Annotated in this window: 26 protein-coding genes; 15 read left to right on the top strand and 11 right to left on the bottom strand. The window is 71.9% G+C overall.

Annotated elements, in window-relative coordinates:
- Positions 1–371: DEAD/DEAH box helicase (locus tag M5362_RS05375; RefSeq protein WP_260226138.1), on the bottom strand; the 371-nt coding region annotated here is incomplete at its 3' end.
- Between the two features lie 92 nt (positions 372–463).
- Between M5362_RS05375 and M5362_RS05370 the strand changes: the two genes are divergently transcribed.
- Genes M5362_RS05370 through M5362_RS05360 form a run of 3 tightly spaced genes read left to right on the top strand, consistent with a single transcriptional unit; the run spans position 464 to position 2476 of the window.
- Complete coding sequence (locus M5362_RS05370) at positions 464–1342, top strand: AraC family transcriptional regulator (protein ID WP_260226137.1); 879 nt, start codon at positions 464–466, stop codon at positions 1340–1342.
- Positions 1343–1352: 10 nt separating this feature from the next.
- Positions 1353–2171, top strand: coding sequence for an AzlC family ABC transporter permease (locus M5362_RS05365; RefSeq protein WP_260226136.1), 819 nt, complete (start codon positions 1353–1355; stop codon positions 2169–2171).
- On the top strand, positions 2168–2476 hold the full coding sequence (locus M5362_RS05360) for an AzlD domain-containing protein (RefSeq protein ID WP_260226135.1): 309 nt from the start codon (positions 2168–2170) through the stop codon (positions 2474–2476). Before M5362_RS05365 ends, M5362_RS05360 begins: the two co-directional genes overlap by 4 nt.
- Positions 2477–2598: 122 nt before the next feature.
- Here the strand turns inward: M5362_RS05360 and M5362_RS05355 are convergent, their stop codons facing one another.
- A complete protein-coding gene (locus M5362_RS05355; RefSeq protein WP_260226134.1) occupies positions 2599–3528 on the bottom strand; it encodes a hypothetical protein in 930 nt (309 codons plus the stop codon).
- A 79-nt stretch (positions 3529–3607) separates the two neighbouring features.
- Between M5362_RS05355 and M5362_RS05350 the strand changes: the two genes are divergently transcribed.
- From M5362_RS05350 to recX, 4 genes are all read left to right on the top strand, one after another.
- Entirely contained in the window at positions 3608–3802 is a 195-nt protein-coding gene (locus M5362_RS05350; RefSeq protein WP_260226133.1) for a DUF3046 domain-containing protein, read from the top strand.
- Between the two features lie 349 nt (positions 3803–4151).
- Positions 4152–5297, top strand: coding sequence for an AI-2E family transporter (locus M5362_RS05345; protein ID WP_308354852.1), 1146 nt, complete (start codon positions 4152–4154; stop codon positions 5295–5297).
- A gap of 279 nt (positions 5298–5576) precedes the next feature.
- On the top strand, positions 5577–6716 hold the full coding sequence (gene recA, locus M5362_RS05340; RefSeq protein ID WP_260226131.1) for a recombinase RecA: 1140 nt from the start codon (positions 5577–5579) through the stop codon (positions 6714–6716).
- Between the two features lie 4 nt (positions 6717–6720).
- Complete coding sequence (gene recX / locus M5362_RS05335) at positions 6721–7287, top strand: recombination regulator RecX (protein WP_260226130.1); 567 nt, start codon at positions 6721–6723, stop codon at positions 7285–7287.
- A gap of 64 nt (positions 7288–7351) precedes the next feature.
- On the opposite strand, the gene M5362_RS05330 is transcribed toward recX, so the two are convergent.
- The 7 genes from M5362_RS05330 to M5362_RS05300 form a co-directional block, all read right to left on the bottom strand.
- Positions 7352–7771, bottom strand: a complete 420-nt coding sequence (locus M5362_RS05330) for a rhodanese-like domain-containing protein (RefSeq protein WP_260226129.1) — start codon at positions 7769–7771, stop codon at positions 7352–7354.
- A complete protein-coding gene (locus M5362_RS05325) occupies positions 7768–8325 on the bottom strand; it encodes a cysteine dioxygenase (RefSeq protein ID WP_260226128.1) in 558 nt (185 codons plus the stop codon). The genes M5362_RS05330 and M5362_RS05325 overlap by 4 nt, the downstream gene beginning before the upstream one ends.
- 207 nt (positions 8326–8532) lie before the next feature.
- Complete coding sequence (locus M5362_RS05320; protein ID WP_260226127.1) at positions 8533–10200, bottom strand: FAD-dependent monooxygenase; 1668 nt, start codon at positions 10198–10200, stop codon at positions 8533–8535.
- A 163-nt stretch (positions 10201–10363) separates the two neighbouring features.
- Positions 10364–11335 carry an amino acid ABC transporter permease gene (locus M5362_RS05315; RefSeq protein WP_260226126.1) on the bottom strand — a complete coding sequence of 324 codons (972 nt, stop codon included), beginning with the start codon at positions 11333–11335 and terminating at the stop codon, positions 10364–10366.
- Positions 11332–11979: an amino acid ABC transporter permease gene (locus M5362_RS05310; protein WP_260226125.1), complete on the bottom strand. Its 648-nt coding sequence runs from the start codon at positions 11977–11979 to the stop codon at positions 11332–11334. Before M5362_RS05310 ends, M5362_RS05315 begins: the two co-directional genes overlap by 4 nt.
- A gap of 88 nt (positions 11980–12067) precedes the next feature.
- Positions 12068–12985 (bottom strand): glutamate ABC transporter substrate-binding protein, encoded by a 918-nt coding sequence (locus M5362_RS05305; RefSeq protein ID WP_260226124.1) that lies wholly within the window; start codon positions 12983–12985, stop codon positions 12068–12070.
- Positions 12986–13047: 62 nt separating this feature from the next.
- A complete protein-coding gene (locus M5362_RS05300) occupies positions 13048–13836 on the bottom strand; it encodes an amino acid ABC transporter ATP-binding protein (protein ID WP_308354849.1) in 789 nt (262 codons plus the stop codon).
- A 277-nt stretch (positions 13837–14113) separates the two neighbouring features.
- Here M5362_RS05300 and M5362_RS05295 point away from each other — a divergent pair, with 277 nt between their 5' ends.
- Together M5362_RS05295 and M5362_RS05290 are read left to right on the top strand one after the other, a co-directional pair.
- Entirely contained in the window at positions 14114–14818 is a 705-nt protein-coding gene (locus M5362_RS05295; protein ID WP_260226123.1) for a response regulator transcription factor, read from the top strand.
- A gap of 15 nt (positions 14819–14833) precedes the next feature.
- A complete protein-coding gene (locus tag M5362_RS05290) occupies positions 14834–16231 on the top strand; it encodes a HAMP domain-containing sensor histidine kinase (RefSeq protein WP_260226122.1) in 1398 nt (465 codons plus the stop codon).
- A 73-nt stretch (positions 16232–16304) separates the two neighbouring features.
- Here the strand turns inward: M5362_RS05290 and M5362_RS05285 are convergent, their stop codons facing one another.
- Together M5362_RS05285 and M5362_RS05280 are read right to left on the bottom strand one after the other, a co-directional pair.
- Entirely contained in the window at positions 16305–17303 is a 999-nt protein-coding gene (locus M5362_RS05285) for a TAXI family TRAP transporter solute-binding subunit (RefSeq protein ID WP_260226121.1), read from the bottom strand.
- Between the two features lie 209 nt (positions 17304–17512).
- The gene (locus M5362_RS05280; protein WP_260226120.1) at positions 17513–18520 is read right to left on the bottom strand and encodes a LysR family transcriptional regulator; all 1008 of its coding nucleotides are present in this window, start codon (positions 18518–18520) and stop codon (positions 17513–17515) included.
- Positions 18521–18749: 229 nt separating this feature from the next.
- Between M5362_RS05280 and M5362_RS05275 the strand changes: the two genes are divergently transcribed.
- From M5362_RS05275 to M5362_RS05250, 6 genes are all read left to right on the top strand, one after another.
- Positions 18750–19934 (top strand): four-carbon acid sugar kinase family protein, encoded by a 1185-nt coding sequence (locus M5362_RS05275; protein WP_260226119.1) that lies wholly within the window; start codon positions 18750–18752, stop codon positions 19932–19934.
- Positions 19931–20977, top strand: coding sequence for a 4-hydroxythreonine-4-phosphate dehydrogenase PdxA (gene pdxA / locus M5362_RS05270; RefSeq protein ID WP_260226118.1), 1047 nt, complete (start codon positions 19931–19933; stop codon positions 20975–20977). The genes M5362_RS05275 and pdxA overlap by 4 nt, the downstream gene beginning before the upstream one ends.
- Before the next feature lie 89 nt (positions 20978–21066).
- Positions 21067–21801 (top strand): hypothetical protein, encoded by a 735-nt coding sequence (locus M5362_RS05265; protein ID WP_260226117.1) that lies wholly within the window; start codon positions 21067–21069, stop codon positions 21799–21801.
- Entirely contained in the window at positions 21798–23318 is a 1521-nt protein-coding gene (gene miaB, locus M5362_RS05260; protein ID WP_260226116.1) for a tRNA (N6-isopentenyl adenosine(37)-C2)-methylthiotransferase MiaB, read from the top strand. The genes M5362_RS05265 and miaB overlap by 4 nt, the downstream gene beginning before the upstream one ends.
- A gap of 32 nt (positions 23319–23350) precedes the next feature.
- Positions 23351–23638: a hypothetical protein gene (locus M5362_RS05255; RefSeq protein WP_260226115.1), complete on the top strand. Its 288-nt coding sequence runs from the start codon at positions 23351–23353 to the stop codon at positions 23636–23638.
- Between the two features lie 58 nt (positions 23639–23696).
- Positions 23697–24404, top strand: a complete 708-nt coding sequence (locus M5362_RS05250) for a class III extradiol dioxygenase subunit B-like domain-containing protein (RefSeq protein WP_260226114.1) — start codon at positions 23697–23699, stop codon at positions 24402–24404.
- The last annotated feature ends 93 nt before the right edge of the window (positions 24405–24497 follow it).

Genomic DNA, 24497 nt, shown 5'->3' with positions numbered 1-24497 from the left:
CCCCCGGCGCGGATCCCGCCGCGGACGGCCGGCTCGGGCAGGCCGCGCCGGACCGACTCCTGCCGGATACCGGTCAGCGGGGAGCGCAGATTGCGCTCGACGTCGACCGCCAGGGCCTTCAGCGGCGAGACGTACAGCACCCGGCAGCGCTTCTTGGGGTCCGCCGGCGGCGGGGCCGAGGCCAGCTGGTCCAGCGAGGCGAGAAAGGCCGCCAGGGTCTTGCCGGACCCCGTCGGGGCCACCACGAGCACGTCGGAGCCCGCGCCGATGGCCTGCCATGCGCCCTCCTGCGCCGCCGTGGGCGCGTGGAAGGCCCCGGTGAACCAACCGCGGGTCGCGGGGGAGAACGAGTCGAGCGCGGACCTGACCATGCCACCCATCGTGCACCCCGCCACTGACAACCGCCCGGACCTGGGGAAACTCGGCTCGTGGCGCCAGCGGTCGGTGGCGCAGAATGGGGGGCATGGCGACTGGCGAACGCGCACGGTACTGGCAGTACTCCGAGCTGCCCGGAGTCGACCTGCTGCACGCCCACTACGTGCGGAAGGCCTTCGCCCGGCACACGCACGAGACCTTCGTCTTCGCCGCCATCACCGACGGCGTGGAGGCCTTCCACTACCGCGACGACCTCGTGCACGCCGGGCCCGGACAGATCGCCCTCGTCAACCCCGACACCCCGCACACCGGGCACGCGGGCGTGCCCGAGGGCTGGACGTACCGCACGATCTACCCCGACGCGGAGCTGATCCGCTCCATAGCCGCCGACACCATCGCCCTGCGGGGCGACGTCGGGTTCAGCGACCCCGTCGTGGACGATCCGTACGCCGCGCAACTCGTCATCGGCGTCCACCGTGCCGCCGAGGAGGGCAACGCGCTCGCCGCCGACAGCCTCCTCCGACTGGTCACCGCGAGGATGCTGCGCAGCCACGGGGGCCGGATCGCACCGCTCGCCCCGCGCTCGGCCGGCACGCGCAACGCCGCACGCGCGCGTGCGGTCCTGGAGGAGCGGATGACCGACCCGCCGACCCTGGAGCGCCTCGCCGCCGACCTCGGCACCAGCCCCTTCGCCCTGCTGCGCGCTTTCCGGGACGCGTACGGGATGCCGCCGCACACCTGGCTCACCGACGCGCGCGTGCGGCGGGCCCGGCGGCTTCTCGACACGGGGACGGCACCCGCGGAGGCGGCCGTCGCCGTCGGCTTCACCGACCAGTCGCACCTCAGCCGGCACTTCGTACGGAGCGTCGGGGTGCCGCCCGGGGCGTACCAGCGGTCGCGTGGCGGCCCGGGTGGGGGCTCCTGGAGTGCAAGAACGTACAAGACCGGGCTCGGGCCGGACTCGTAACGTCGGTGGCGTGGCAGAACAGACAGCAACCCCAGTCATACGGGAGAGCGCCGGCAAGGCGGACTCGGCGGTGGTGCGCGACGCGCTCGGCGTCGGGATCGCCGTCGGCCTCTCCGGCTTCGCCTTCGGCGTGACCTCCGCCGGATCCGGACTCACCCTGCTCCAGACCTGTGCGCTCAGCCTGCTCGTCTTCACCGGCGCCTCGCAGTTCGCGCTGGTGGGAGCGCTCGCGGCGGGCGGGAACCCGCTCACGGCCGCGGCGGGCGCGTTCTTCCTGGGCACCCGTAACGCGTTCTACGGGCTGCGCCTGTCCCAGCTCCTCGCGCTGCCGCGCGCGGTCAGGCCGTTCGCCGCGCAGTGGGTCATCGACGAGACGACCGCGGTGGCGCTCGCGCAGCCGACGCGACGCGCCGTGCGGATCGGCTTCACCGTGACCGGGCTCACGCTCTACGTGCTGTGGAACATCACGACCCTGCTGGGCGCCCTCGGGGCCGAGGCCATCGGTGACACGGAGGCCTGGGGTCTGGACGCGGCCGGACCCGCGGTCTTCCTCGCGCTCCTCGCTCCGATGCTGAAGACGGCGACGGAGCGGTACACGGCGGGCCTCGCGGTGATCCTGGGCCTCGGACTGCTGCCCGTGCTGCCGGCCGGCGTCCCGGTGCTGGCGGCGGCCCTCGCCGCGCCCATGGTGCTGTGGTGGAAGGGCCGTCGCATGGCCGGTGGGGCCGGTGGGACGGATGTGTCGGGTGCCGCGGACGCGTCGGGTGTGTCGGAGGCATCGGCTGCGTCCGGCGCTTCGGGTGTGTCGGAGAAGGAGGAGGAGCGATGAGCGTCTGGATCGCGATCGGCCTCACGGCCGTCGGCTGCTACGCCGTCAAGCTGCTCGGGCTCCTCGTGCCCGCGGGCACGCTGGAACGCCCGCTCGTCCAACGCCTGGCGGCCCTGCTGCCGGTGGCCCTGCTCGCGGCGCTCACCGCCCAGCAGACCTTCGGCGCGGGAACCGGCCTCACCCTCGACGCCCGCGCGGCGGGCGTCGCCGCGGCGGCCGTCGCCCTGGTCCTGCGGGCACCGTTCCTGATCGTCGTGGCGGCAGCGGTCCTGGTCACGGCGGGAGTCCGCGCGCTGGGCGGGTGACCGCCGTGCGCGCTGCGGCTGCGAGCCGGGCGCTCCAGCCGCACACCGCACGCGCCGTCCCGGTCGGCCCTGTCCCGATCGCCCCCTGCCTCAGTCGCCCCGTCTCCGTCGCCGCCGCCCTGTCAGTCGATAGGGCGGCCGTGGGCCCGGAGCGTGCGCAGGGCCTCGATCGTCACCATCGGGCGGGCCTCCAGGGCCGTGCCCGGTGCCCACTTCCGCCAGGTGACGGGCCAGCCGCCGTCCTCCTGCTGGGTGGACGCCAGGTGGTCGAGGGAGTGTGCCAGCTCTTCGTCCGTGAACCAGCGGCGGGCCAGCGAGTCCGGCACGCGCGCGTAGTCGTACGGGAAGTGGTGCTCGCCCGGCGCGTACCCCGGTGCCACCGGGAACTCGTCCAGCCGACCGGGATCCAGGACCGCCAGCCCCTGGTCCCGCACCAGACGTCCCAGCCGGTCGCCCGCCACCTGCGCCCGCGACCGGTCGGGGACGCCGTCCAGGAAGGCGACGGCGGCCTCGATCTCGTAGGGATGCGACTTCTCCAGCGATTCGACCGCCGACCAGCAGAACTCGGTCGCGCGGAACAGCCAGGCGTGCCACACCTGATTGCGGTGGAGCAGCCCGACCACGGGGCCGGTGGACAGCAGTGCGCTCGGCGGGTTGTCGACGATCGGGACGAACGGCGCGCTCGGATAGCCGCGCTGCGACGGGTGGATCGCCGGCAGCGCCCCGTCGTGCGTGGACACCTCCGTGAGGTAGCGGCAGATCCGTTCGATCCGCAGCCCGCCGCAACGGCCGATCGAGTCCAGGACCCGCAGCGCGTGCCCGGTGTGCAGCGGCTGGCTGACCGGGCCGCGCAGGTCCGGTTCGAGGGCGTGGCCGTAGCCGCCGTCCTCGTTGAGGTAGGCCGAGAGGGCGACCTCGACGGCTTCCGCGCCGCCGCGCAGGAAGTGGTAGGCGAACCGGCGCTGTTCGAGCACGCGTGCCGTCAGCCAGACGAAGCGTTCGGCGCGCGCGAGCGGGGTGGGGTGCGGTGCCGCGAGAGGAGTTCCAGCCATGGACCGACCGTAGGCCGCCCGGGACGTGTGAGAGGGCTTACCGGCCGGGCTGCACTCTTGGGGGCGGGATACTGGGGTCATGCGGTTGACGATTTTCTGGGAGCGGATGGTGGACCACTTCGGTGGGTCCTACGCCGAATCCTTCGCACGGGACCATGTGATGTCCGAACTCGGCGGACGTACGGTGCACCAGGCACTGGACGCCGGGTGGGAGGCGAAGGACGTGTGGCGGGCGGTCTGCGCGGCCATGGACGTACCGGCGGACAGACGCTGACGCGCCCCGGCGGGGAGGGAATGTCCGTGCGGTGCGCGAGACTGGCGGGGTGGCTCCGACAGACGAAACCGACGACACCGGCAGGACGACCCCCGAGAGGACCTTCGGCCAGGCCGTGACCGGGAGACCCCCGAAGGCGCGGTCGGCCGAGGGCAGTACCTCCGCGGCGTCCGGCGATCCGGCATCCCCGGACACCGCGACGAAGAAGACCACGACAGCGAAGGCGACGACGGCGGAGACCGCGACCGCGCCGTCCGGGACCGCGCCCGAGACCGCCACCGCGGGCGGAGCCGGGGCCGGTGGCGGAGCGGGTACGCCAGGGTCCGGAACGACCGCGCCCGCCGCGCGGATGCCCCGCTGGCTGCCGCGCGCCCTGGTGCTGGCCCTCGCGCTCTACGCCTGCTTCCAGCTCGGCAGCTGGGCCTTCCACCAGCTCGTCGGGCTCCTGGTCAACATCCTGGTCGCCTTCTTCCTGGCCCTCGCCATCGAACCGGCCGTCGGGCGGATGGCCGCCCGCGGCATGCGGCGAGGACTTGCCACGTTCCTCGTGTCCCTCGCCGTCCTGGTCTTCGGCGTCGGGTTCGTCGTCCTGCTGGGCTCCATGCTCGCGGGCCAGATCGTCGACATGGTCGAGAACTTCCCGAAGTACCTCGACTCGCTGATCAACTGGACCAACGAGCACTTCAACACGGAGCTGTCCCGGGTCGAGGTGCAGGACAGCCTGCTGCGCTCCGACTGGCTGCAGAAGTACGTGCAGAACAGCGCCGCCGGGGTCCTGGACGTCTCCGCCACCCTCCTCGGCGGGCTGTTCAAGCTCCTGACGATCTTCCTCTTCGCGTTCTACTTCGCGGCAGACGGGCCCCGACTGCGCCGGGCCCTGTGCTCCGTCCTGCCGCCGGCCAAGCAGACCGAGGTGCTGCGGGCCTGGGAGATCGCCGTCGACAAGACCGGCGGCTACCTGTACTCGCGCGGCCTGATGGCGCTGATCTCCGGCGTGGCGCACTACGTGCTCTTCGAGATCCTGGGCGTGCCGTACGCGCCCGCGCTCGCGGTGTGGGTCGGTCTCGTGTCGCAGTTCATCCCGACCATCGGCACGTACCTCGCGGGCGCGCTGCCGATGCTGATCGCCTTCACCGTCGACCCCTGGTACGCGCTGTGGGTGCTGTGCTTCGTCGTGGTCTACCAGCAGTTCGAGAACTACGTCCTCCAGCCCAAGCTGACGTCCAAGACCGTCGACATCCATCCGGCGGTGGCCTTCGGCTCGGTGATCGCGGGAACGGCGCTGCTCGGCGCGGTCGGCGCGCTGATCGCGATCCCGGCGATCGCCACGCTCCAGGCCTTCCTCGGTGCCTACGTGAAGCGCTACGCCGTCACCGACGACCCGCGCGTCCACGGCCACAGGCGGTACGGGGAGGCCGTCGTGGCCCGGCTCCAGAAGGCGCTGCACCACAAGAAGAAGCAGGGGCAGGAGTCGTCCGGGGAGGACGACTCCTGACCCTGCGCGCCGCCCGAGCAGCCGCGGGACCCGGGAACGCAGCCGGTCGACGAGCCGGCGCGCGCGGAGTGGCGGGTCCGTCGACCGGTGGTCGTGGGCCCGCGTGGTGCGCTTGACACCAAAATCGAACATCCATTCTTATGGGATTCCGGCCCCTGGAATCGCGGGGTTGTGGGGCGAGTTATCCACAGGCCGGAGGGACGTCGGGGCCCATTGTCAGTGGCAGGGGTTAGCGTCTTTCACATGAAGCGATCGACTCAAGCAAACCGGGTGGAACCCATGGCAGGTACCGACCGCGAGAAGGCGCTCGACGCCGCGCTCGCGCAGATTGAACGGCAATTCGGCAAGGGTGCCGTGATGCGCATGGGCGACCGCACCCAGGAGCCGATCGAGGTGATCCCCACCGGCTCGACCGCCCTCGACGTCGCGCTCGGCGTCGGCGGACTGCCCCGCGGCCGTGTCGTCGAGGTCTACGGGCCGGAGTCCTCCGGTAAGACGACCCTGACGCTGCACGCCGTCGCCAATGCCCAGAAGGCCGGCGGTCAGGTCGCCTTCGTCGACGCCGAGCACGCCCTCGACCCCGAGTACGCGAAGAAGCTCGGTGTCGACATCGACAACCTCATCCTGTCCCAGCCGGACAACGGCGAGCAGGCTCTCGAGATCGTCGACATGCTGGTCCGCTCCGGCGCCCTCGACCTCATCGTCATCGACTCCGTCGCCGCGCTCGTCCCGCGCGCGGAGATCGAGGGCGAGATGGGCGACTCGCACGTGGGTCTCCAGGCCCGTCTGATGAGCCAGGCCCTCCGGAAGATCACCAGCGCGCTCAACCAGTCCAAGACCACCGCGATCTTCATCAACCAGCTCCGCGAGAAGATCGGCGTCATGTTCGGCTCGCCGGAGACCACGACCGGTGGCCGCGCCCTGAAGTTCTACGCGTCGGTGCGTCTCGACATCCGCCGTATCGAGACCCTGAAGGACGGCACCGACGCGGTCGGCAACCGCACCCGCGTCAAGGTCGTCAAGAACAAGGTCGCGCCGCCCTTCAAGCAGGCCGAGTTCGACATCCTCTACGGCCAGGGCATCAGCCGTGAGGGCGGCCTGATCGACATGGGCGTGGAGCACGGCTTCGTCCGCAAGGCCGGCGCCTGGTACACGTACGAGGGCGACCAGCTCGGCCAGGGCAAGGAGAACGCCCGTAACTTCCTGAAGGACAACCCCGACCTCGCCAACGAGATCGAGCGGAAGATCAAGGAGAAGCTGGGCGTCGGAGTCCGTCCGGGCGCCGCGACGGCCGAGGCGGGCGCGGACGCCGCGGGCGCTGCGGGCGCCACGGAGGCGGCGGCCACGGACGACACGGCCAAGTCGGCCCCGGCGGCCAAGGCCACCAAGGCGACCAAGGCCCCGGCGGCCAAGAGCTGAGCCAGTGACCGGTCGCACCGAATGGCCGGGCGACAGCGCCGACTCGTCGAGGGCCGAGAAGGAGCTGTCGCCCCAGGATCCGGCTGAGCGGGCGCGGGCGATCTGCCTGCGCCTGCTCACCGGGACCCCCCGCACCCGCAAGCAGCTCGCCGACGCCCTGCGCAAGCGCGAGATCCCCGACGAGGTCGCCGAAGAGGTCCTGTCCCGCTTCGAGGACGTCGGGCTGATCGACGACGCCGCCTTCGCCGACGCCTGGGTGGAGTCCCGGCACCACGGGCGCGGGCTCGCCCGCCGTGCCCTCGCCCGCGAACTGCGTACCAAGGGCGTCGACCCCACGCTCATCCAGGACGCGGTGGGGCAACTGGACTCCGAGCAGGAGGAGATCACGGCGCGCGAGCTCGTCGACCGCAAGCTCCGCGCCACCCGTGGCCTCGAGCGCGACCGCCGGCTGCGACGGCTCGCGGGGATGCTCGCCCGCAAGGGGTATCCGGAAGGCATGGCCCTACGGGTCGTCCGCCAGGCCTTGGAGGACGAGGGCGAGGACACGGAGGGGCTGGACGAGCCCTTCTGACCGGGGCGAGGGGCGGGGCCCGCGGACGCCGCTGCCGCGAGGCGCGGCGCCCTTGCCGTACCGGCTACGTCCTCGGGCTCGGCAGCAGGACCGGGAGGCCCGCCGCCTTCCAGGCCTGGAAGCCGCCGATCACGTCGGTCGCCCGGTGCAGACCCAGCTGCCGCAGCGAGGCCGCCGCCAGCGAGGACGCGTACCCCTCGTTGCAGAACACCACCACCCGAAGGTCATGGCTGTCCGCCTGCGGTGCGCGATGGCTGCCCAACGGGTCGAGCCGCCACTCCAGTTCATTGCGCTCCACGACCAGGGCGCCGGGGATCAGCCCGTCCCGCTCGCGCAGCGCCGCGTACCGGGTGTCGACCAGGAGCGCGTCACCCGCCTCGTGCGCCTCGTGGGCCGTTCGCGGCTCGATCCGGTCCAGGCCGGACCTGACCCGCTCCAAGAGCTCGTCGATCCCCACCCGTTCGGCCGTCTCGTACTCGCTCACTGCCAGTCCTCCGGACGCTCGACCTGCTCAAGACGGAGCACCGCGCCCGACCGGCTGAAGCGCCGGATCAACGGGAGCGGTGGATAGTACGCGTGGACCGACACCGCGTGCGTGTCCGGGGAGTCGTTGAGCACCTCGTGCACGTGGTGCTGTCCGAACGCGCGCCCCTTGCCCGCCGGCAGCCGCCGCTCGCGGTCGACGCCGTCGGCCAGTTCCAGGGTCTTCCAGCCACCCGACGGCAGCCGCACCGCGAGGGAGTTCTCCCGCAGGGCGCCCCGCGCGGTGGTGAACGCGCCCTGGGACTCGGCGTGGTCGTGCCACCCCGTGCCGGTGCCCGGCGGCCAGCCGATGAGCCAGGCCTCGCTGCCGCCGGGACCGTCGAGCCGTACCCACGTACGGCCCTCGGGGTCGAGCGGCAACGAGTCGATCAGATCGTCGTCCGCCGCCGTACGACGGACGAACTCCAGGAGATCGGCCGCGGTGGGCGTGGCGGGCGTGGGCGACGGAGGGGAGGGAGGAGCCGCGCCGACGGGCGCGGGGACATGCTGGGGCACGGAGGACCGTCCTGGGAGTTCGCGGGAGAGACGCGCGGCGGCACGCCGAAGGCTCGGCGGCGGGGATCACGCGAGAGGAGGGGCGAATTCAGCAGGACGGGCGACACACGCAGCCCGCGAAACGGAGGAGATCCATATGGACCCTCCGCCACAGGCGCACATCGGTGTCGGTCACGCTCCGGAGTACACCATGCGCGCCCGTGAGGGTCAATTGATGTCCGCGGTACGGTCGCTCTTCTCCACCCCCGAAAGGGCCTCGCTTCCCGTCGGCTCCGCCTTGCCGCCCCGGGTCGCGTCCGCCGCCGCGTACAGCTCGTCGGGCCGGACGCCGGGGAACGAGGCGACCAGGTGACCGTCCGGACGCACCAGCAGGACGGTGTGGGCCACCGCGCCCGGGTACGCCTCCGTGACCAGCAGCTCCGCCTTCACCGGCAGGGCCCGGACCGCCTCCACGAGCCGGGGCATCACGCCCGCGCTCATCCAGTGCCGCCGGTCCCACACACCCGTCCCCGGCGCGACCAGCACCACCAGGAGGCGCCCCTGACCGAGGCGGTCCCGGAGCCGTACGGTCATGCCGTCCGGCGCCGTCACGCGCACGTCCTCGACCGGCGCGCCGGCCCCCGTGCCCACCGCGCTCCGCGACGCCCCGGCGTCCTGGGGCGCGAGGGGGGAGTGCGGGTACGCGGGGGGCGCGCCCAGCGGGCCGCGCCCCAGGTGGCCGTCGGTGAGGAGGGTGTCGTGCCCACGGGAGCCGCCGGGCAGATACGTCCGCAGCCCTCCACCCCCGCGCAGGACGGGCAGCGACTGGTCGGCGGCCCTCAGCCGGGAGGCGACGGCGGCCCGCCGCTCGCTCTGGTAACTGTCGAGCAGCGTGTCCGAGGCCCCGTGATGCCAGGCGTAGGCGAGCTTCCAGGCCAGGTTGTCGGCGTCCCGCAGCCCCTCGTCCAGGCCCTGCGTGCCGACCGCCCCGAGCAGGTGCGCCGCGTCGCCCGCCAGGAACACCCGGTCCACGCGCCAGCGCCGCGCGAGCCGGTGGTGCAGGGTGTGGACACCGGTGTCGATCAACTCGTACGGGGGAGTCTCCCCGCCGCACCATCCGGCCAGGGTGTCGCGGATCCTGGTGACGAGCGCGTCCGGGGTGACGAGCTCCCCCCGCGGCGGCAGCAGCCAGTCGATCCGCCAGACCCCGTCCGGCAGCGGTCGGGCCGTGACCTCCTCGCCGCCTCCCCGCCACGGCGGCTGACGGTGCAGCAGGGCCTCGCCAGGCCAGGGGAGTTCGGTGCGCAGGGCGGCGACCGCGTGCCGCTCCACCGCCGTACGTCCGGGGAAGCGGATCGAGAGCAGCTTGCGCACCGTGGATCGGGCGCCGTCGCAGCCGACCAGATGGCTGCCGCGCCACCATGTCCCGCCGGCTCCGGGCCCGGGGCCACGGGTGTGCGCGGTGACTCCGCTCGCGTCCTGCTCGATCGTGTCGAGCCGCGCGTCGTCGACGAGCTGGATCAGCTCCTGCCCGGAGATCGCGTCGCGCAGTCCCCGGGCGAGGGCGTGCTGCGGAATGTGGAGGGGAGCCGCCGGACCCTCGTCGTCACTCTCCGTACCGCCGAGACCGAGGCTCAGCTCGATGTGCCTCATCTGTTGCTTGCGGCGCAGTGAGCGCCAGCCGACCCAGCGGACCCCCTCGTCACGCAGAGTGGCGCAGCCCAGCCGTTCCACCATGGCGGCCATGTCGGCGCGCAGCACGACCGTACGGGCGGGGCGGGGTTCCTCCTTGCCGGGGCCCTCGTCGAGGACGACGCTGGGCACGCCCTGCGAGGCCAGGGCAAGGGAGAGCGCGAGGCCCACGGGCCCCGCGCCGACGATGATCACCGGGTCCACGGCGCGGCTCCTGAAGGCCGTTCGGTCATGCGGGTAGCACAGCGAAGTGTGGCGCGAGCCCGGTGCGTGATCACAGAACGTATGCAACCCATTGCGGGTGCTTGCGTCAAGCGACGGGGGCAGCGGCGCGACCGCCACTGCCCCCGGATGATGTCACATACTGTCAGTTCTTCGTGATACCGGTCCCGTCGGCCCCGTCGCCGCGGTTCGCCCTGTCTCCGCCGGGCGTCACGCCGTCGAAGCCGCCCGGCTCGGTCCGGCTCCCGGGGATCAGCACGGCCTCGTTGCCCTGGGTGAGCCCCGTGACGCCGGCTTCGGAGACCGCGATACCCGTCTTCGCCCGACGCCCCCGCTTCTCGATCCAGGTGGCGAGCGCGGAGAGCGCCAGGCACAGCGCGATGTAGATCGCGCCGAAGACCACGATGGTGGAGACGTACGGGTACTGGCCGTTGACCTGCGTGTTGGAGGCGATCAGGCGGGCCGAGTAGAGCAGCTCGGGGTAGAGGATGACGAAGCCGAGCGAGGTGTCCTTGAGGGTGACCACCAGCTGGCTGATGATCGTCGGCAGCATCGCCCGGACGGCCTGCGGCATCAGGACGGTCGTCATGACCTGCGTCTTGCTCATGCCCAGGGCGTAAGCGGCCTCGCGCTGCCCCTTCGGCACGGAGTTCACACCGGCGCGCAGGACCTCGGCCTGGACACAGCCGTTGTAGATCGACAGGCCGATGGCCAGCGCCCACATCGAGTAGTCGGTGAGGAACGCGACCCAGACGGCGTAGATCGTGATCAGCAGCGGGATCGAGCGGAAGAGCTCGATGAAGCCGGTGGCCACCACGCGGACGGGCGTGTGGTCGGAGAGCCGGGCGACGGCGAGCAGCACACCGAGGACGAGCGATCCGACCGCCGCGAGGGCGAAGGCCTTCAGGGTGGCGAGGAGGGCGTCGGCGATGTTCTGCCGGATGCCCGCGTAGTTGAAGATGTCCCACATCGCGGGGTCGAGGTGACCCTTGTCGGCCAGCCGGAGCACGCTCACGGCGAGCAGCGCGACGATGGCGAGGCTGCCCACGACGGCGAAGATCCGGTTGCGGACACGCGCCTTGGGGCCCGGGGAGTCGTAGAGAACGCTGGCACTCATCGGGCGACCTCCATGCGGCGCTCAAGGAGACGGAAGAACCCGCTGATGGTGAAGGTGACGACGAGGTACGCGACCGCCACCCAGGCGAAGATCGGGCCGATCGCGTAGCCCTGCTCGCTCATCAGCGTCTGCCAGCCGAAGAGTTCGGTGACACTGAACGCGCCGGCGATGGCCGAGTTCTTGGTGAGCGCGATGAAGATCGAGCTCAGCGGCGGCAGTACGGTCCGGGTGGCCTGCGGCAGCACGATCATCCGCAGGGTCTGCGCGAAGGTCATGCCCAGCGAGCGGGCGGCCTCGGCCTGACCGATCGGCACCGTGCTGACGCCGGAGCGGACGGCCTCGCAGACGAACGCGGAGGTGTAGAAGCCGAGCGCGAGCGAGCCGAGCACGAAGGGGCTCATACCCGGGAACAGGATCTCCGGTACGACGAAGAACGAGACCAGGAAGAGCAGCGTCAGGGGGGTGTTGCGCAGCAGCGTGACCCAGGCGGTCCCGAAGAAGCGCAGGGGCGGGACGGGCGAGACCCGGAAGCCGGCGACGAGGACGCCGAGGAGCAGCGCGATGACCGAGCTGACGGCGGTGATCGACACGGTTCCTATGAAGCCGTCGCGGAACTCCGGGAAATGGTCGAGCAGTACGTTCATGAGGTCTCCGCGTCGGCGGTCAGCGGCTTACGGGCAGGAGGAGGGGCGCCCCGTACTCCCGTACGGGGCGCTCGACTTCAGGCGAGGATCAGTAGCGGACGCGCGCCGGCGGCTCGACGTACGAGGAGCCCGAGAGACCCAGGGTCGCCTCGTAGATCTTCTTGTACGTGCCGTCCTTGATGTGCGCGTCGAGGATGTCGCTGATCTTGTCGCGCAGGACCTTGTCGTCCTTGTTCATGCCGACGCCGTAGGGCTCCTCGGTGAACGGCTTGCCGACGACCTTGAGCTTGCCGGCGTTGGCCGCCGCGTAGCCCTTGAGGATCGCGTCGTCGGTGGTGACGGCGTCGACCTGCTTGGTCAGGAGCTGCTGCACGCAGTCCGAGTACTTCGCGAGCTCGGTGGTCTGCGCGCCGTACTCGGGCTTCTTGATCTCCTGCAGCGGGGTCGAGCCCGTGATGGAGCAGACCTTCTTGCCCTTGAGGGTCTCCGGACCGGTGATCGCGGTCTCGTCCTTGCGGACCAGGAGGTCGGCGCCGGCCTTGTAGTACGGACCCGCGAAGCCGACCTGCGCCTTGCGCTTGTCGTTGATCGTGTACGTGCCGACGTAGTAGTCGACCTGGCCCGTCGAGATCGCCGTCTCACGGAGCTTGGAGTCGACAGTCTTCCACTCGATCTTGTCCTCGGTGAAGCCGAGGTCCGCCGCGATCATCTTGGCGATCTCGACGTCGAAGCCGGAGCGCTCCTTGGTGGCCTGGTCCTCGAAGCCGAGGTAGGGCTGGTCGGCCTTGGAGCCGATGATCAGCTTGCCGCGCTTCTGGGCCTCCTTGAAGGTCGGCGACTCCAGCTTCACGTCGGTGGCGACGATGTACTTGGGGAGCTGGGGGGCGCTCGAGTCGCCGGGCTTCACGGCGGGCTTGTCGCCGGCCGAGCCCTCCTTGCCACCACAGGCGGTCGCGGTGAGCGCGAGCACGGCGACGGCCACGGCCGCGGACTTGCGGAGCTTCATGGTGAACATCCCTTGGTTCGTGGGTTGTTGTCGGCAGGGTGAATCATGCGGGCTGACCGTCGTCAGTGGTGCAGGATTTTCGAAAGGAAGTCCTTGGCACGGTCGCTGCGCGGGTTGCTGAAGAACTCTTCCGGCGCGGCCTGTTCGACGATCTTGCCGTCCGCCATGAAGACCACGCGGTTGGCGGCCGAACGGGCGAAACCCATCTCGTGGGTGACGACCACCATCGTCATTCCGTCGCGCGCCAGCTGCTGCATGACCTCGAGGACCTCGTTGATCATCTCGGGGTCGAGCGCAGACGTCGGCTCGTCGAACAGCATGACCTTCGGGTCCATCGCCAACGCCCGTGCGATCGCGACGCGTTGCTGCTGGCCACCGGAGAGCTGTGCCGGGTACTTGTCGGCCTGCGTGCCGACACCCACCCGGTCGAGCAGCGAGCGGGCCGTCGCCTCGGCGGCGGCCTTCGTGCTCCTGCGGACCTTGACCTGGCCCAGCATCACGTTCTCGAGCACCGTCTTGTGCGCGAAGAGATTGAACGACTGGAAGACCATGCCGACGTCGGCGCGCAGCCGGGCCAGCTCCTTGCCCTCCTGGGGCAGCGGTCGGTCGTCGATGGTGATGGTGCCGGAGTCGATCGTCTCCAGGCGGTTGATCGTGCGGCACAGCGTGGACTTACCGGACCCGGAGGGTCCGATGACGACCACAACCTCGCCACGGGCGATGGTCAGGTCGATGTCCTGGAGCACATGCAGCGCGCCGAAGTGCTTGTTCACGTTGGACAGCACGACCAGGTCGCCCGCCGCCGCCGGTACGGCGTCTTCCGAGCCCTTGGTCACTGACACTCCGCTCATCGGCTCTTGCTCCGTCCTCCTCGGTTGGGGAGGACACTAGGCACGTCGTACGACGAGCGTCATCACATCTGAGCGGAAATTGAGGATAACGATACGGCCTCAACCGGGCACACTGCGTGAAGAGGGTGCACGGTGGCGTACCGGGTCCATAACGGAACCCCCGGCGTCACAGGGGGACACTTGACTGTGACGGCGACCATCGGCGTTCATGCCCTGGTAGACAGATGGCCATCGACCGCTGGTCATCACATGCTCACGAAGCCACTGGAGGGGGGCCATGAGACTCCTGCTCGTCGAAGACGACGATCACGTCGCCGCGGCCCTGTCCGCCGTACTGGCGAAGCACGGGTTCGCGGTCACGCACGCCCGGAACGGCGAGGAGGCGCTCCAGGCGGTGCTGCCCGCCGCCCACGGCGAGCGCCCTTCGTACGGTGTGATCCTGCTCGACCTCGGGCTGCCCGACCAGGACGGCTACCAGGTCTGCGGCCGGATCCGTAAGCTCACCACCACCCCCGTGATCATGGTGACCGCGCGGGCCGACGTACGGTCCCGGATACACGGCCTCAACCTCGGGGCCGACGACTACGTGGTCAAGCCGTACGACACCGGGGAGCTGCTCGCCCGGATCCACGCCGTCAGCCGGCGCACCGTCGGCGGCGACGACGCCGGCGCGACCGGTGACGACGCCGCGCTGCGGCTCGGCTCCGTCGTCATCGAGCTGCCCACCCGCCGCGTCAGCGTCGACGGCGCGTCCGTCCAGCTCACCCGCAAGGAGTTCGACCTGCTCGCCCTCCTCGCCCAGCGGCCCGGTGTGGTCTTCCGGCGGGAGCAGATCATCAGCGAGGTCTGGCGCACCAGCTGGGAGGGGACCGGCCGCACCCTGGAGGTGCACGTCGCCTCGCTGCGCTCCAAGCTGGCGATGCCCGCTCTGATCGAGACCGTGCGTGGCGTCGGCTACCGCCTGGTCGCCCCGGCCGCGTAGCCGCCCGGGCCCCACGTGCGCACGCGTCTTCTCCCGCTCCTCCTCGTCCTGATGGCCGGGGTGCTGCTCGCCCTCGGCTTCCCGCTCGCCGCGAGCCTCGCCGCCGCCGAACAGCAGCGCGTGGTCGTCGACCGACTCGACGACGGGGCGCGGTTCGCCGCGCTCGCCCAGTTCGTCAGCGAGTCCGAACCCACGGTCGACGAGCGCCGCACCACCCTCAGGGGTGAACTCGCCAGCTACCACGACGTGTACGGCATCCAGGCGGGCATCTTCTACCGCGACAACCGGGCCATGGCCGCCGCGCCGGTGGACTGGGTCGTCCCGTACGAGGGCGAGGGGCGCCGTGCCTTCAACGAGGCGCTGCTCGGGCGCCGCAGCCACGACCCGCCGCAGGTGTGGCCGTGGCAGCCGAACGCCCGCCTCACGATCGCCTCGCCGGTCGTACGGGACGGAGACGTCGTCGCCGTCGTGGTCACCGACTCGCCCACCGGGCAGCTGCGTTCGCGCATCCTGAGCGGCTGGCTGATCATCGCCGCCGGCGAGTCCGCGGCGATGCTGCTCGCCGTCGGCGCCGCCTTCCGGCTCACCGGCTGGGTGCTGCGGCCGGTCCGCGTCCTGGACGCGGTCACCCACGACATCGCCACCGGTCGGATGAACTCCCGGGTCGCCGAGGCCGGCGGACCGCCCGAACTGCGCCGTCTGGCCCGCTCGTTCAACGAGATGGCCGACAACGTCGAGGACGTCCTGGAGCAGCAGCGGGCCTTCGTCGCCGACGCGTCGCACCAGTTGCGCAACCCGCTCTCCGCGCTGCTGCTGCGCATCGAGCTGCTCGCTCTCGAACTCCCCGAGGGCAACGAGGAGATCGCCTCCGTACGCACCGAGGGCAAGCGGCTCGCCCACGTCCTCGACGACCTGCTGGACCTGGCGCTCGCGGAGCACGCGGCCGCGGACCTGTGCGTCATCGACATCGGCGCGCTCACGACCGAGCGGGTCGCCGCGTGGCGTCCGCTCGCCGACGAGAAGGGCGTACGGCTCGTCGGGGACCGGCGGGCGGTGACGGCGTGGGCGGACCCGGTGGCGCTCTCGAGCGCGCTCGACGCGGTGATCGACAACGCGCTGAAGTTCACCCCGGAGGGCGAGGAGGTCACGGTCGCCGTGGCGGCCGGGGGCGACAGCTGCACGATCGTGGTGGCGGACGGGGGGCCGGGGCTCACGCCGGAGGAGCTCGACCGGGTCGGCGACCGCTTCTGGCGCAGCAACCGCCACCAGAACATCAAGGGCTCGGGGCTCGGCCTGTCGATCTCCCGGGTCCTGCTCGAGGCGGGCGGCGGCTCCATCGCCTACGCGCCGAACGACCCGCACGGGCTGCGCGTGACGGTCACGGTGCCGAGGACGGGGCCGCAGGGGCGGTGAGGGGGCGGCCGGGGGGCCGAGGAGGGGGAGGGCCACTGAGGCGGCCCCGCGGGCGGGAGGGGCGCGCGGCGGCTTAGGGCTTCACGGAGCGGTAGTAGCGGCGCGCGCCCTCGTGCAGGGAGAGCGGTTCCGTGTAGATCGCGGTGCGCAGGTCCACCAACTGCGCCGGATGGACCTGGCGGCCGATCCGGTCCCGGCTTCTGATCACCGTACGGGTGAAACCCTCCACCAGCGCCGGATCCGCCGCGTCCGTCGTCACCAGCAGGTTCGCCACGGCCAGCGTCGCCACCTCCTGGCCGTCCTGGGCCCGGGCATAGGCATCCGCCGGGATCACGGCGGAGCGGTAGTGGCGCGTCGACTCGCCCACGTCGTGGACCTTGTCCACAAGGGCGGCGCTGAGCGGGACCAGGCGCACGGGAAGGCGGTCGGACAGCTCCTGGACGGCCTGGGTGGGGAGGCCGCCCGACCAGAAGAACGCGTCCAGCCGGCCGCGCTCCAGCAGGCCGGGCATGGTGTCGATGCCGGCCGAGACCGGCTTGATGTCGACGTCGGGGGTCAGCCCGCCCGCCGCGAGGACCCGGTCCGCGATGAGCCGGACGCCGGAGCCCTCCTGCCCGACGCCGACCCGCAGGCCGCGCAGATCGGCCACGGACCGCACGGCCGAATCCTTGCGGACGACGAGCTGGACGTAGTCGTCGTAGAGGCGGGCGCAGCCGCGCAGCCGGTCGTGGCCCGGCTTGCCGTCACGCTGGTACTGGGCCACGGCGTCGGCCGTCGCGACGGTGAAGTCCGCCTCGCCCGAGGCCAGGCGCGCGAGGTTCTGCTGGGACCCCTCGCTGTTCTTGAGCGCTATCGAGACATCCGGCAGATCGGTGGCGAGGGCCTGCCGCAGCAGCTCGCCGTACCGCTGGTAGACCCCGGTGGGAACGCCCGTACTGAACGTGACCCGGCCACTCGGCTCCGATGAACCGAAAGGAACCAGCCACCACACCAGCAGCCCGCACACCACCAGAAGCGCCGCCGACGCCTGGAGAAGGCGACGGCGGGCGGCACGGGAGAGCGAGGCGAGCATGGCGCGATCCTGCCAGTTCGATCCCTGGTCTGGCCAGGCCCGGCGACTCCGGCCAGACCAGGGCCCCGGCCGATCGCGCCACGCGCGCGTGAGGGTGCGGTATGTGGCCGCGCGCGCGTGGCCCGGCCGACGGGCTCCGGGCCGGGCGCTGCGAGGCCGTGGGCGGCGTCCGCCCACGGCGCCGAGTGCTGTGGGCGGTGCCGCGCCTCTCAGAGCCCGGTCGCCTGGGTGCGCAGCCAGCCGAGCAGAGCGGCGATCCGGCTGTCCCGCTCGGGCGGCTGAGGGCTGAGCAGGTGGTATCCCGTGCCGTCCTCGACCAGCCCGAAGGGTGCCACCAGCTGCCCGCGCATGAGGTCGTCATAGACGAGCGCGTACGGACCGATGGCCATGCCGACGCCGGCGACGGCCGCCTGGAGCGCGAGGTAGAAGTGCTCGAAGGTCTGCTCGCCGGCGGGCTCGACACGTCGACGCGTGATCCGCTGCCAGTCGGCCCACGCTCGTGGCCGAGTGCTCGAGTGCAGAATCGTCACCCCGGACACCCCGGTGCCGGCTGTGACCCCGCTGACCCCGGTGCCGGATGTAACCCCGGTTGTCCCGGTGCCGGCTGTGGCCCCGGTTGTCCCGGTGACCTCCGTGGCTCCGAGGGCACGGGCGGTGCCGATGTCGCCGCCCCCGCCCCGCAGCCGTTCCGCCAGGTCCGGGCTGCAGACCGGACCGATCCGTTCCAGGAAGAGAGGGGAGCGGCTCACGTCCGCCGGTACGGGAAAGTCGTCGCGGCGCAGAGCGACGTCGACGGGGTCCCGCTCGAAGGAGACGGGCCCGCCGCCCGCCGACAGATGCACGGTCAGGTCCGGCACCTGGCTCGCGAGGTCCGGCAGCCGCGGAATGAGCCAGCGCATCAGCAGGGTCGGCTCGCAGGACAGCGCGAGCGGACCCCCGCGCTCCCGGCGCGTGACCTCGCGGACCGCCGCGTCGACCTGGTCGAGGGCGTCGCGGACCGCGGCCGCGAGGCGACGGGCCTGAGGCGTCGGTCGCAGAGAGCGGGTCCCGCGCTCGAAGAGCGTGACACCCAGCGACTTCTCCAGGTTCTGGATCTGGCGACTGACCGCGCCGTGGGTCACGTGGAGCTCCTCGGCGGCCCGGGTCATGCTCGCGTGCCGCACGGTCGCCTCGAAGGGGAGCAGCGTGTTCAGCGGAGGAAGGTCGGGCCAGCGCATGTGTGAAATCTACTCACAGGTGGAGTGAGAAGGAATCGCTTGTCCAGCGGCTTTCCGGGCGCCAGGGTTGACGTCAGTGGCGATGTCGTCACGCACCGACCCGGGGCGACCCGGTACCGGCCGGTGCCCGCGCATCCACCCGACGGGCGATCCGGGGCAACCGCTCGGTGACCCGGGAGGGGCGGGCGATCCGTTCTGCGACCGGCAGACGATTCGAGGAGGACGAGACATGAGGCGGGAACCCCAGGCCGATCCCGTGACGACCATCGCGGTCCTCGCGGACGACCTCACGAGCGCAGGCGACGGCGCGGCGCCGTTCCGCGGGGCGGGGCACCGGGCGCGGGTCCTGCTGATGGGGGCCGGAGCGGTCGCCTCGCCGCACGACGGGGTCGTCGCCGTCGACCTCGGCAGCCGCCTCCTCGACGAGGCGACGGCCGCTGACGTGACCGGGCGGGCGGCGTTCGCATTCGCGGGCGCCGACCTGCTGATCAAGACCGTCGATTCCACGCTCCGGGGCCACGTGGCGGCCGAGATCCGCGCCGCGCACGCCGGCTCCGGCCGGCGGGCCGTCGTCGTCGCGCCCGCCTTTCCCGCGGAAGGCAGGACGACGGTACGGGGGATCCAGCACGTCCAGGGTGTGCCGGTGCACGCGACGGACTTCGCGCACGACCCCACGCATCCGGTCCGGACCTCTGACCTCGCCCGCCTGCTGCCCGAAGCAGACGTGCTCGAGCCGGACCAGTTCGGGAAGCTTCCGGGGCTGATCGACGACGGAGGCGTGTTCGTCTGCTCGGCGGCCACCGACGCCGACCTCGGCCTCCTGGTTTCCTCCGTGTCCACACCGGACGAGGTCCTCTGGGTCGGCTCCCCGGGCCTCGCCGCGGCGCTGGCCGCGCACCACTCCTGTAAGCCGGCGGTACCGTCGGTCGAACTTCGTTCCTCCCGGCGCCCGTTGGTGGTGGTGGGCAGCGCCCACCCCGCCACGCGTCGCCAACTGGACCGGCTGCGTGCGCGGGGGGACGTGGGCGCGGTCGATGCCACCGGCGAGCCGGCCACGGCCGTCGGAGCCCTGCGGCGATCGACGGCCCCCGTGCTTGCCGTCCACACCCCCGACGACCGCCGCATGTCCTCCGACTCACTGACGGCCGATCTCGCGGCCGTCGTACGGGAGGTGGCGTTCAGCGGCCTGGTCGACGGGCTGGTGCTGACCGGTGGAGCGACCGCGGTGGCCGCCCTCGAAGCGCTCGGGGTCGGCGGTCTCGACCTGGTCGACGAGCCCGAACCGGGGGTGGCTCGCGGTGTACTGCTCAGCCCGCCCCGTATCCCCGTCCTGATCAAAGCGGGCGGCTTCGGCGACGACGGAACGCTCGACCGCCTCTGCCGCCTCCTCGTGAAGGGCGGTCCGGTCTCATGACGCTCCCCATCGCCCTCACCATGGGGGACCCGAACGGCATCGGTCCCGAGATCACCGTCAAGGCGTACACCGACCCGCGGCGCCGCGCTCCTGTCGTCGTCATCGGAGACCCGGACGCCCTCGCCCGTGCCTGCCGCTTCACGGCCACCCAGCTGACCGTGCGACCGATCGCCTCCGTCTCGGAGGCGGCCCACAGTCCCGGAGTCATGGACGTCCTCCCCGAGGGCCGACTCCCCCCGGACCTACCGCTCGGCACGGTGGACGCCCGCGCCGGAGCCGCCTCGTTCCAGTACGTACGCCGGGGCATCGAGCTCGCCCTCCGCGGCGAGATCCGGGCCCTCACCACGGCGCCGATCAACAAGGAGGCGCTCAGACTGGCCGGCCTGCCTTACCCGGGCCACACGGAGATCCTCGCCGAACTCTCGGGCACGAGCGACTACGCCATGATGATGGCCAACGACGAACTGCGGATCGTTCTGGTCACCGTCCATCAGTCACTGCGCTCGGCACTCGACTCCCTCACCACCGCCCGCGAGCTGGAGATCATCCGGCTGACGCACCGGACGCTCCAGGCCGGCCGGCCGGCCGGCGCCCGTCCCCGTATCGCCGTCGCCGCCCTCAACCCGCACGCCGGGGAGAACGGCCTCTTCGGGCGCGAGGACCTCGACATCATCGAACCGGCCGTGCGGGCCGCCCGGCGGGAAGGCATCGACGCCAGCGGACCCTGGCCCGCCGACACGGTCTTCATGCGCGCCCGCGCGGGCGAGTTCGACGCCGTCGTGGCGCAGTACCACGACCAGGGGCTGATACCCGTCAAGTACCTGGGCCTGGAGCACGGCGTCAACATCACCATCGGCCTGCCGTTCGTGCGGACCAGCGTCGACCACGGCACGGCATTCGACCTCGCGGGCCGGGGCACCGCCGACCACACGAGCCTGCTCACCGCGCTGCGCCACGCGGACGAGCTGGCCCACGCCCCGGCCGCTGCCCCGGCGCCCCCATCCATCCCGGACCCCGTACGCGCCCACACCACGGCCCCGTAGGCGCCCGCACTCCCACCCCCGCGTCCGGCCACACCCCGCCCCCTCGGCAGATCGCCTGCCCGCCCCCGCACCCGACCCGGAGGACCCCCGTGGACTTCATTTTCATGCTCACCCGTGACGACAGGACCGTCACGGACTGCCTCGACGTCCTCGACACCGTCCGGGACCTCGGTATAGGCCACCTGGGATTCAAGGACGTCGGAGTCGACCCGGCCACCCTCCGCCGGCTCCACCGGCAGATCAAGGACATGGGCGCCACCAGCTACCTCGAAGTGGTCAGCACCACCCGCGACGCAGCCCTCACCTCCGTCCGGCACGCCATGGAGCTCGGCGTCGACCGGCTCATGGGCGGCACCTGGATCGACGAGACGCTGGCCCTCCTCGCCGGCACCGGCATCGAGTACCTCCCCTTCGCGGGTGAACCTCTCGGCCACCCGACCCGCCTCGCGGGCGGCCCCGACCGGATCGCCGAGGACTGCCGTCGGGCCGAGGCGGTCGGCTGCGCGGGCGTCGACCTCCTCGCCCACCGGGCCATCGACGCGAACCCCCTCGACCTCGTCCGTGCCGCCCGCGCGGCCACCACAGGCCGGCTGGTCGTGGCCGGCAGCATCACCACCAGGGCCCGGATACAGGCCCTGGCCGATGCCGGGGCCGACGCCTTCACCATCGGCTCGGCCGCCTTCGACGGCTCCCTGCGCCCTGCCGCGGGCACCCTCGCCTCCCAGCTCACGGAGGCCCTCGAAGCCGCCGGGAGCGCCCCCGCACCCTCGTCGCAGCGGCTCGGGCCGGGGCTGTCCCCGGCACCGCATACCCTTGTTCCATGACCAGCAGCGACCGGAGCCAGGCAGTGGACGTCCAGCGAACCTACGAAGTGCGCACCTACGGGTGCCAGATGAACGTCCACGACTCCGAGCGGCTCTCCGGTCTGCTCGAGGACGCCGGCTACGTGCGCGCCCCCGAGGGCTCGGACGGTGACGCCGACGTCGTCGTCTTCAACACCTGCGCGGTCCGCGAGAACGCCGACAACAAGCTCTACGGCAACCTCGGCCGGCTGGCCCCCAGGAAGACCTCGCGCCCGGGCATGCAGATCGCCGTCGGCGGCTGTCTCGCCCAGAAGGACCGCGACACGATCGTCAAGAAGGCCCCCTGGGTCGACGTCGTCTTCGGCACGCACAACATCGGAAAGCTGCCGGTCCTCCTGGAGCGCGCCCGCGTCCAGGAAGAGGCGCAGATCGAGATCGCGGAGTCCCTGGAGGCCTTCCCCTCCACGCTGCCGACCCGCCGCGAGTCCGCGTACGCCGCCTGGGTCTCGATCTCCGTCGGCTGCAACAACACCTGCACGTTCTGCATCGTTCCGGCGCTGCGCGGCAAGGAGGAGGACCGGCGCCCCGGCGACATCCTCGCCGAGATCGAGGCCCTGGTCGCCGAGGGCGTCTCGGAGATCACCCTCCTCGGCCAGAACGTCAACGCGTACGGCTCGGACCTGGGCGACCGCGAGGCCTTCTCCAAGCTGCTGCGGGCCTGCGGCGAGATCGAGGGCCTGGAGCGGGTCCGCTTCACCTCGCCGCACCCCCGCGACTTCACGGACGACGTCATCGCCGCCATGGCCGAGACCCCGAACGTGATGCCGCAGCTCCACATGCCGCTGCAGTCCGGCTCGGACACGGTCCTCCGGGCCATGCGCCGCTCGTACCGGCAGGAGCGTTTCCTCGGGATCATCGAGAAGGTGCGCGCGGCCATCCCGCACGCCGCCATCTCCACCGACATCATCGTAGGCTTCCCCGGCGAGACCGAGGAGGACTTCGAGCAGACCATGCACACGGTCCGCGAGGCCCGCTTCGCCAACGCCTTCACCTTCCAGTACTCCAAGAGGCCCGGGACCCCCGCGGCCGACATGGACGGGCAGATCCCCAAGGAGGTCGTGCAGGCGCGCTACGAGCGTCTCGTCGCGCTCCAGGAGGAGATCTCCTGGGAGGAGAACAAGAAGCAGGTCGGCCGGACGCTCGAGGTCATGGTCGCGGAGGGCGAGGGCCGCAAGGACGGCGCCACCCACCGCCTCTCCGGCCGCGCCCCCGACAACCGGCTCGTCCACTTCACCAAGCCGGACCAGGAGGTCCGCCCGGGCGACGTGGTGACCGTCGAGATCAGCTACGCCGCCCCGCACCACCTCCTCGCCGAGGGCCCGACGACCTCGGTACGGCGCACCCGCGCGGGCGACGCCTGGGAGAAGCGCACCGCCGCGGCCGCCGCCAAGCCGGCGGGCGTGCTCCTCGGACTGCCGAAGATCGGTGTGCCGGAGCCGCTCCCCGCGGCCGCGGCCCCCGCGTGCGGCAGCCACTGACATCTGACACATCCGCAAGCAGGGGGGCCTGGATGGGGAAGTGGATCGTCGTCGCGCAGTACGGCGCCAGCGACAGCACGTACCGCTCCGAAGTGGTGCGGAAGATCACCGGAACGCGGGAGGACGCGCGGGAGGCGATGCGGGCCGCCTCGCTCACCTACCAGAAGCCGTGGCGTGAGAAGTCGCGAGAGGTGTACCGGTTTCCCGGCGGTGACAGCTGTCTGCTGATCGTCCGGGGCGCGATGTCGGAGACACAGACGACCCTGAGCATCGCCGAACTGGTCCACGACTCGGCCGACCCGAAGGGGGAGCCGACGTAGGAACCGCAGGACGCCGTCCCCTCCATGGACTGGCGACCCTCGCAGTAGGCTGCGGATCATGCTTGTCGCCGCAGCCGTCTGTCCCTGTCCTCCCCTGCTCGTGCCCGACGTGGCGGCAGGTGCCGCCGACGAGCTCGATGGAGCCCGGACGGCCTGCGCCGACGCCCTCGGGCTGCTCGCCGCGTCCCGGCCCGACCGGCTCTATGTCGTCGGCCCGGCGGACGAGGGAGCGCGCGGTACGTTCCTCGCCGGTTCGACCGGCAGCTTCGCGGGGTTCGGCGTCGACCTCTCCGTACGGCTCGGGACAGGGCCCGACGCGGAGCGTCCGTTGCCCGTCTCCCTCGCCGTCGCCGCATGGCTGCTGCAGCGCGCCGACTGGGCCGACGCGCCCGTCGAGGGGCTCGGGGTCGGGGAGCCGTTGGACGGCGTCCGATGCGTCTCCGCCGGCCGTCAGCTGGCCGCCGCGGCCGACCGTGTGGCGCTCCTCGTGATGGGTGACGGCAGCGCCTGCCGGACGCTCAAGGCGCCTGGCTATCTGGACGAGCGGGCCGAGGGCTTCGACGCGGAGGCCGCCCGGGCGCTGGGCACGGCGGACGTGGACGCCCTCCTCGCGCTGGACGAGGATCTGGCGTACGAGCTGAAGGCGGCCGGCCGGGCGCCCTGGCAGGTTCTCGCGGGCGCCGCCGAGGGCGCCGGGCTCGAAGGCAGGCTGCTGTACGAGGACGCTCCGTACGGGGTGGGCTACTTCGTGGCCGCCTGGTCCTGACGGCGTCACCAGGCAATCGCGCAGGCACGCGGTTACGCGCGTACGGCGGCGGAGGACGGACGGACCCCTACGGCGGACGGCCGCGGAGCATCA

Origin of the sequence: Streptomyces sp. Je 1-79, from assembly GCF_025195125.1 — a bacterium.
Lineage (GTDB): Bacteria > Actinomycetota > Actinomycetes > Streptomycetales > Streptomycetaceae > Streptomyces.
This window is presented reverse-complemented; position numbering and strand designations above follow the sequence as displayed.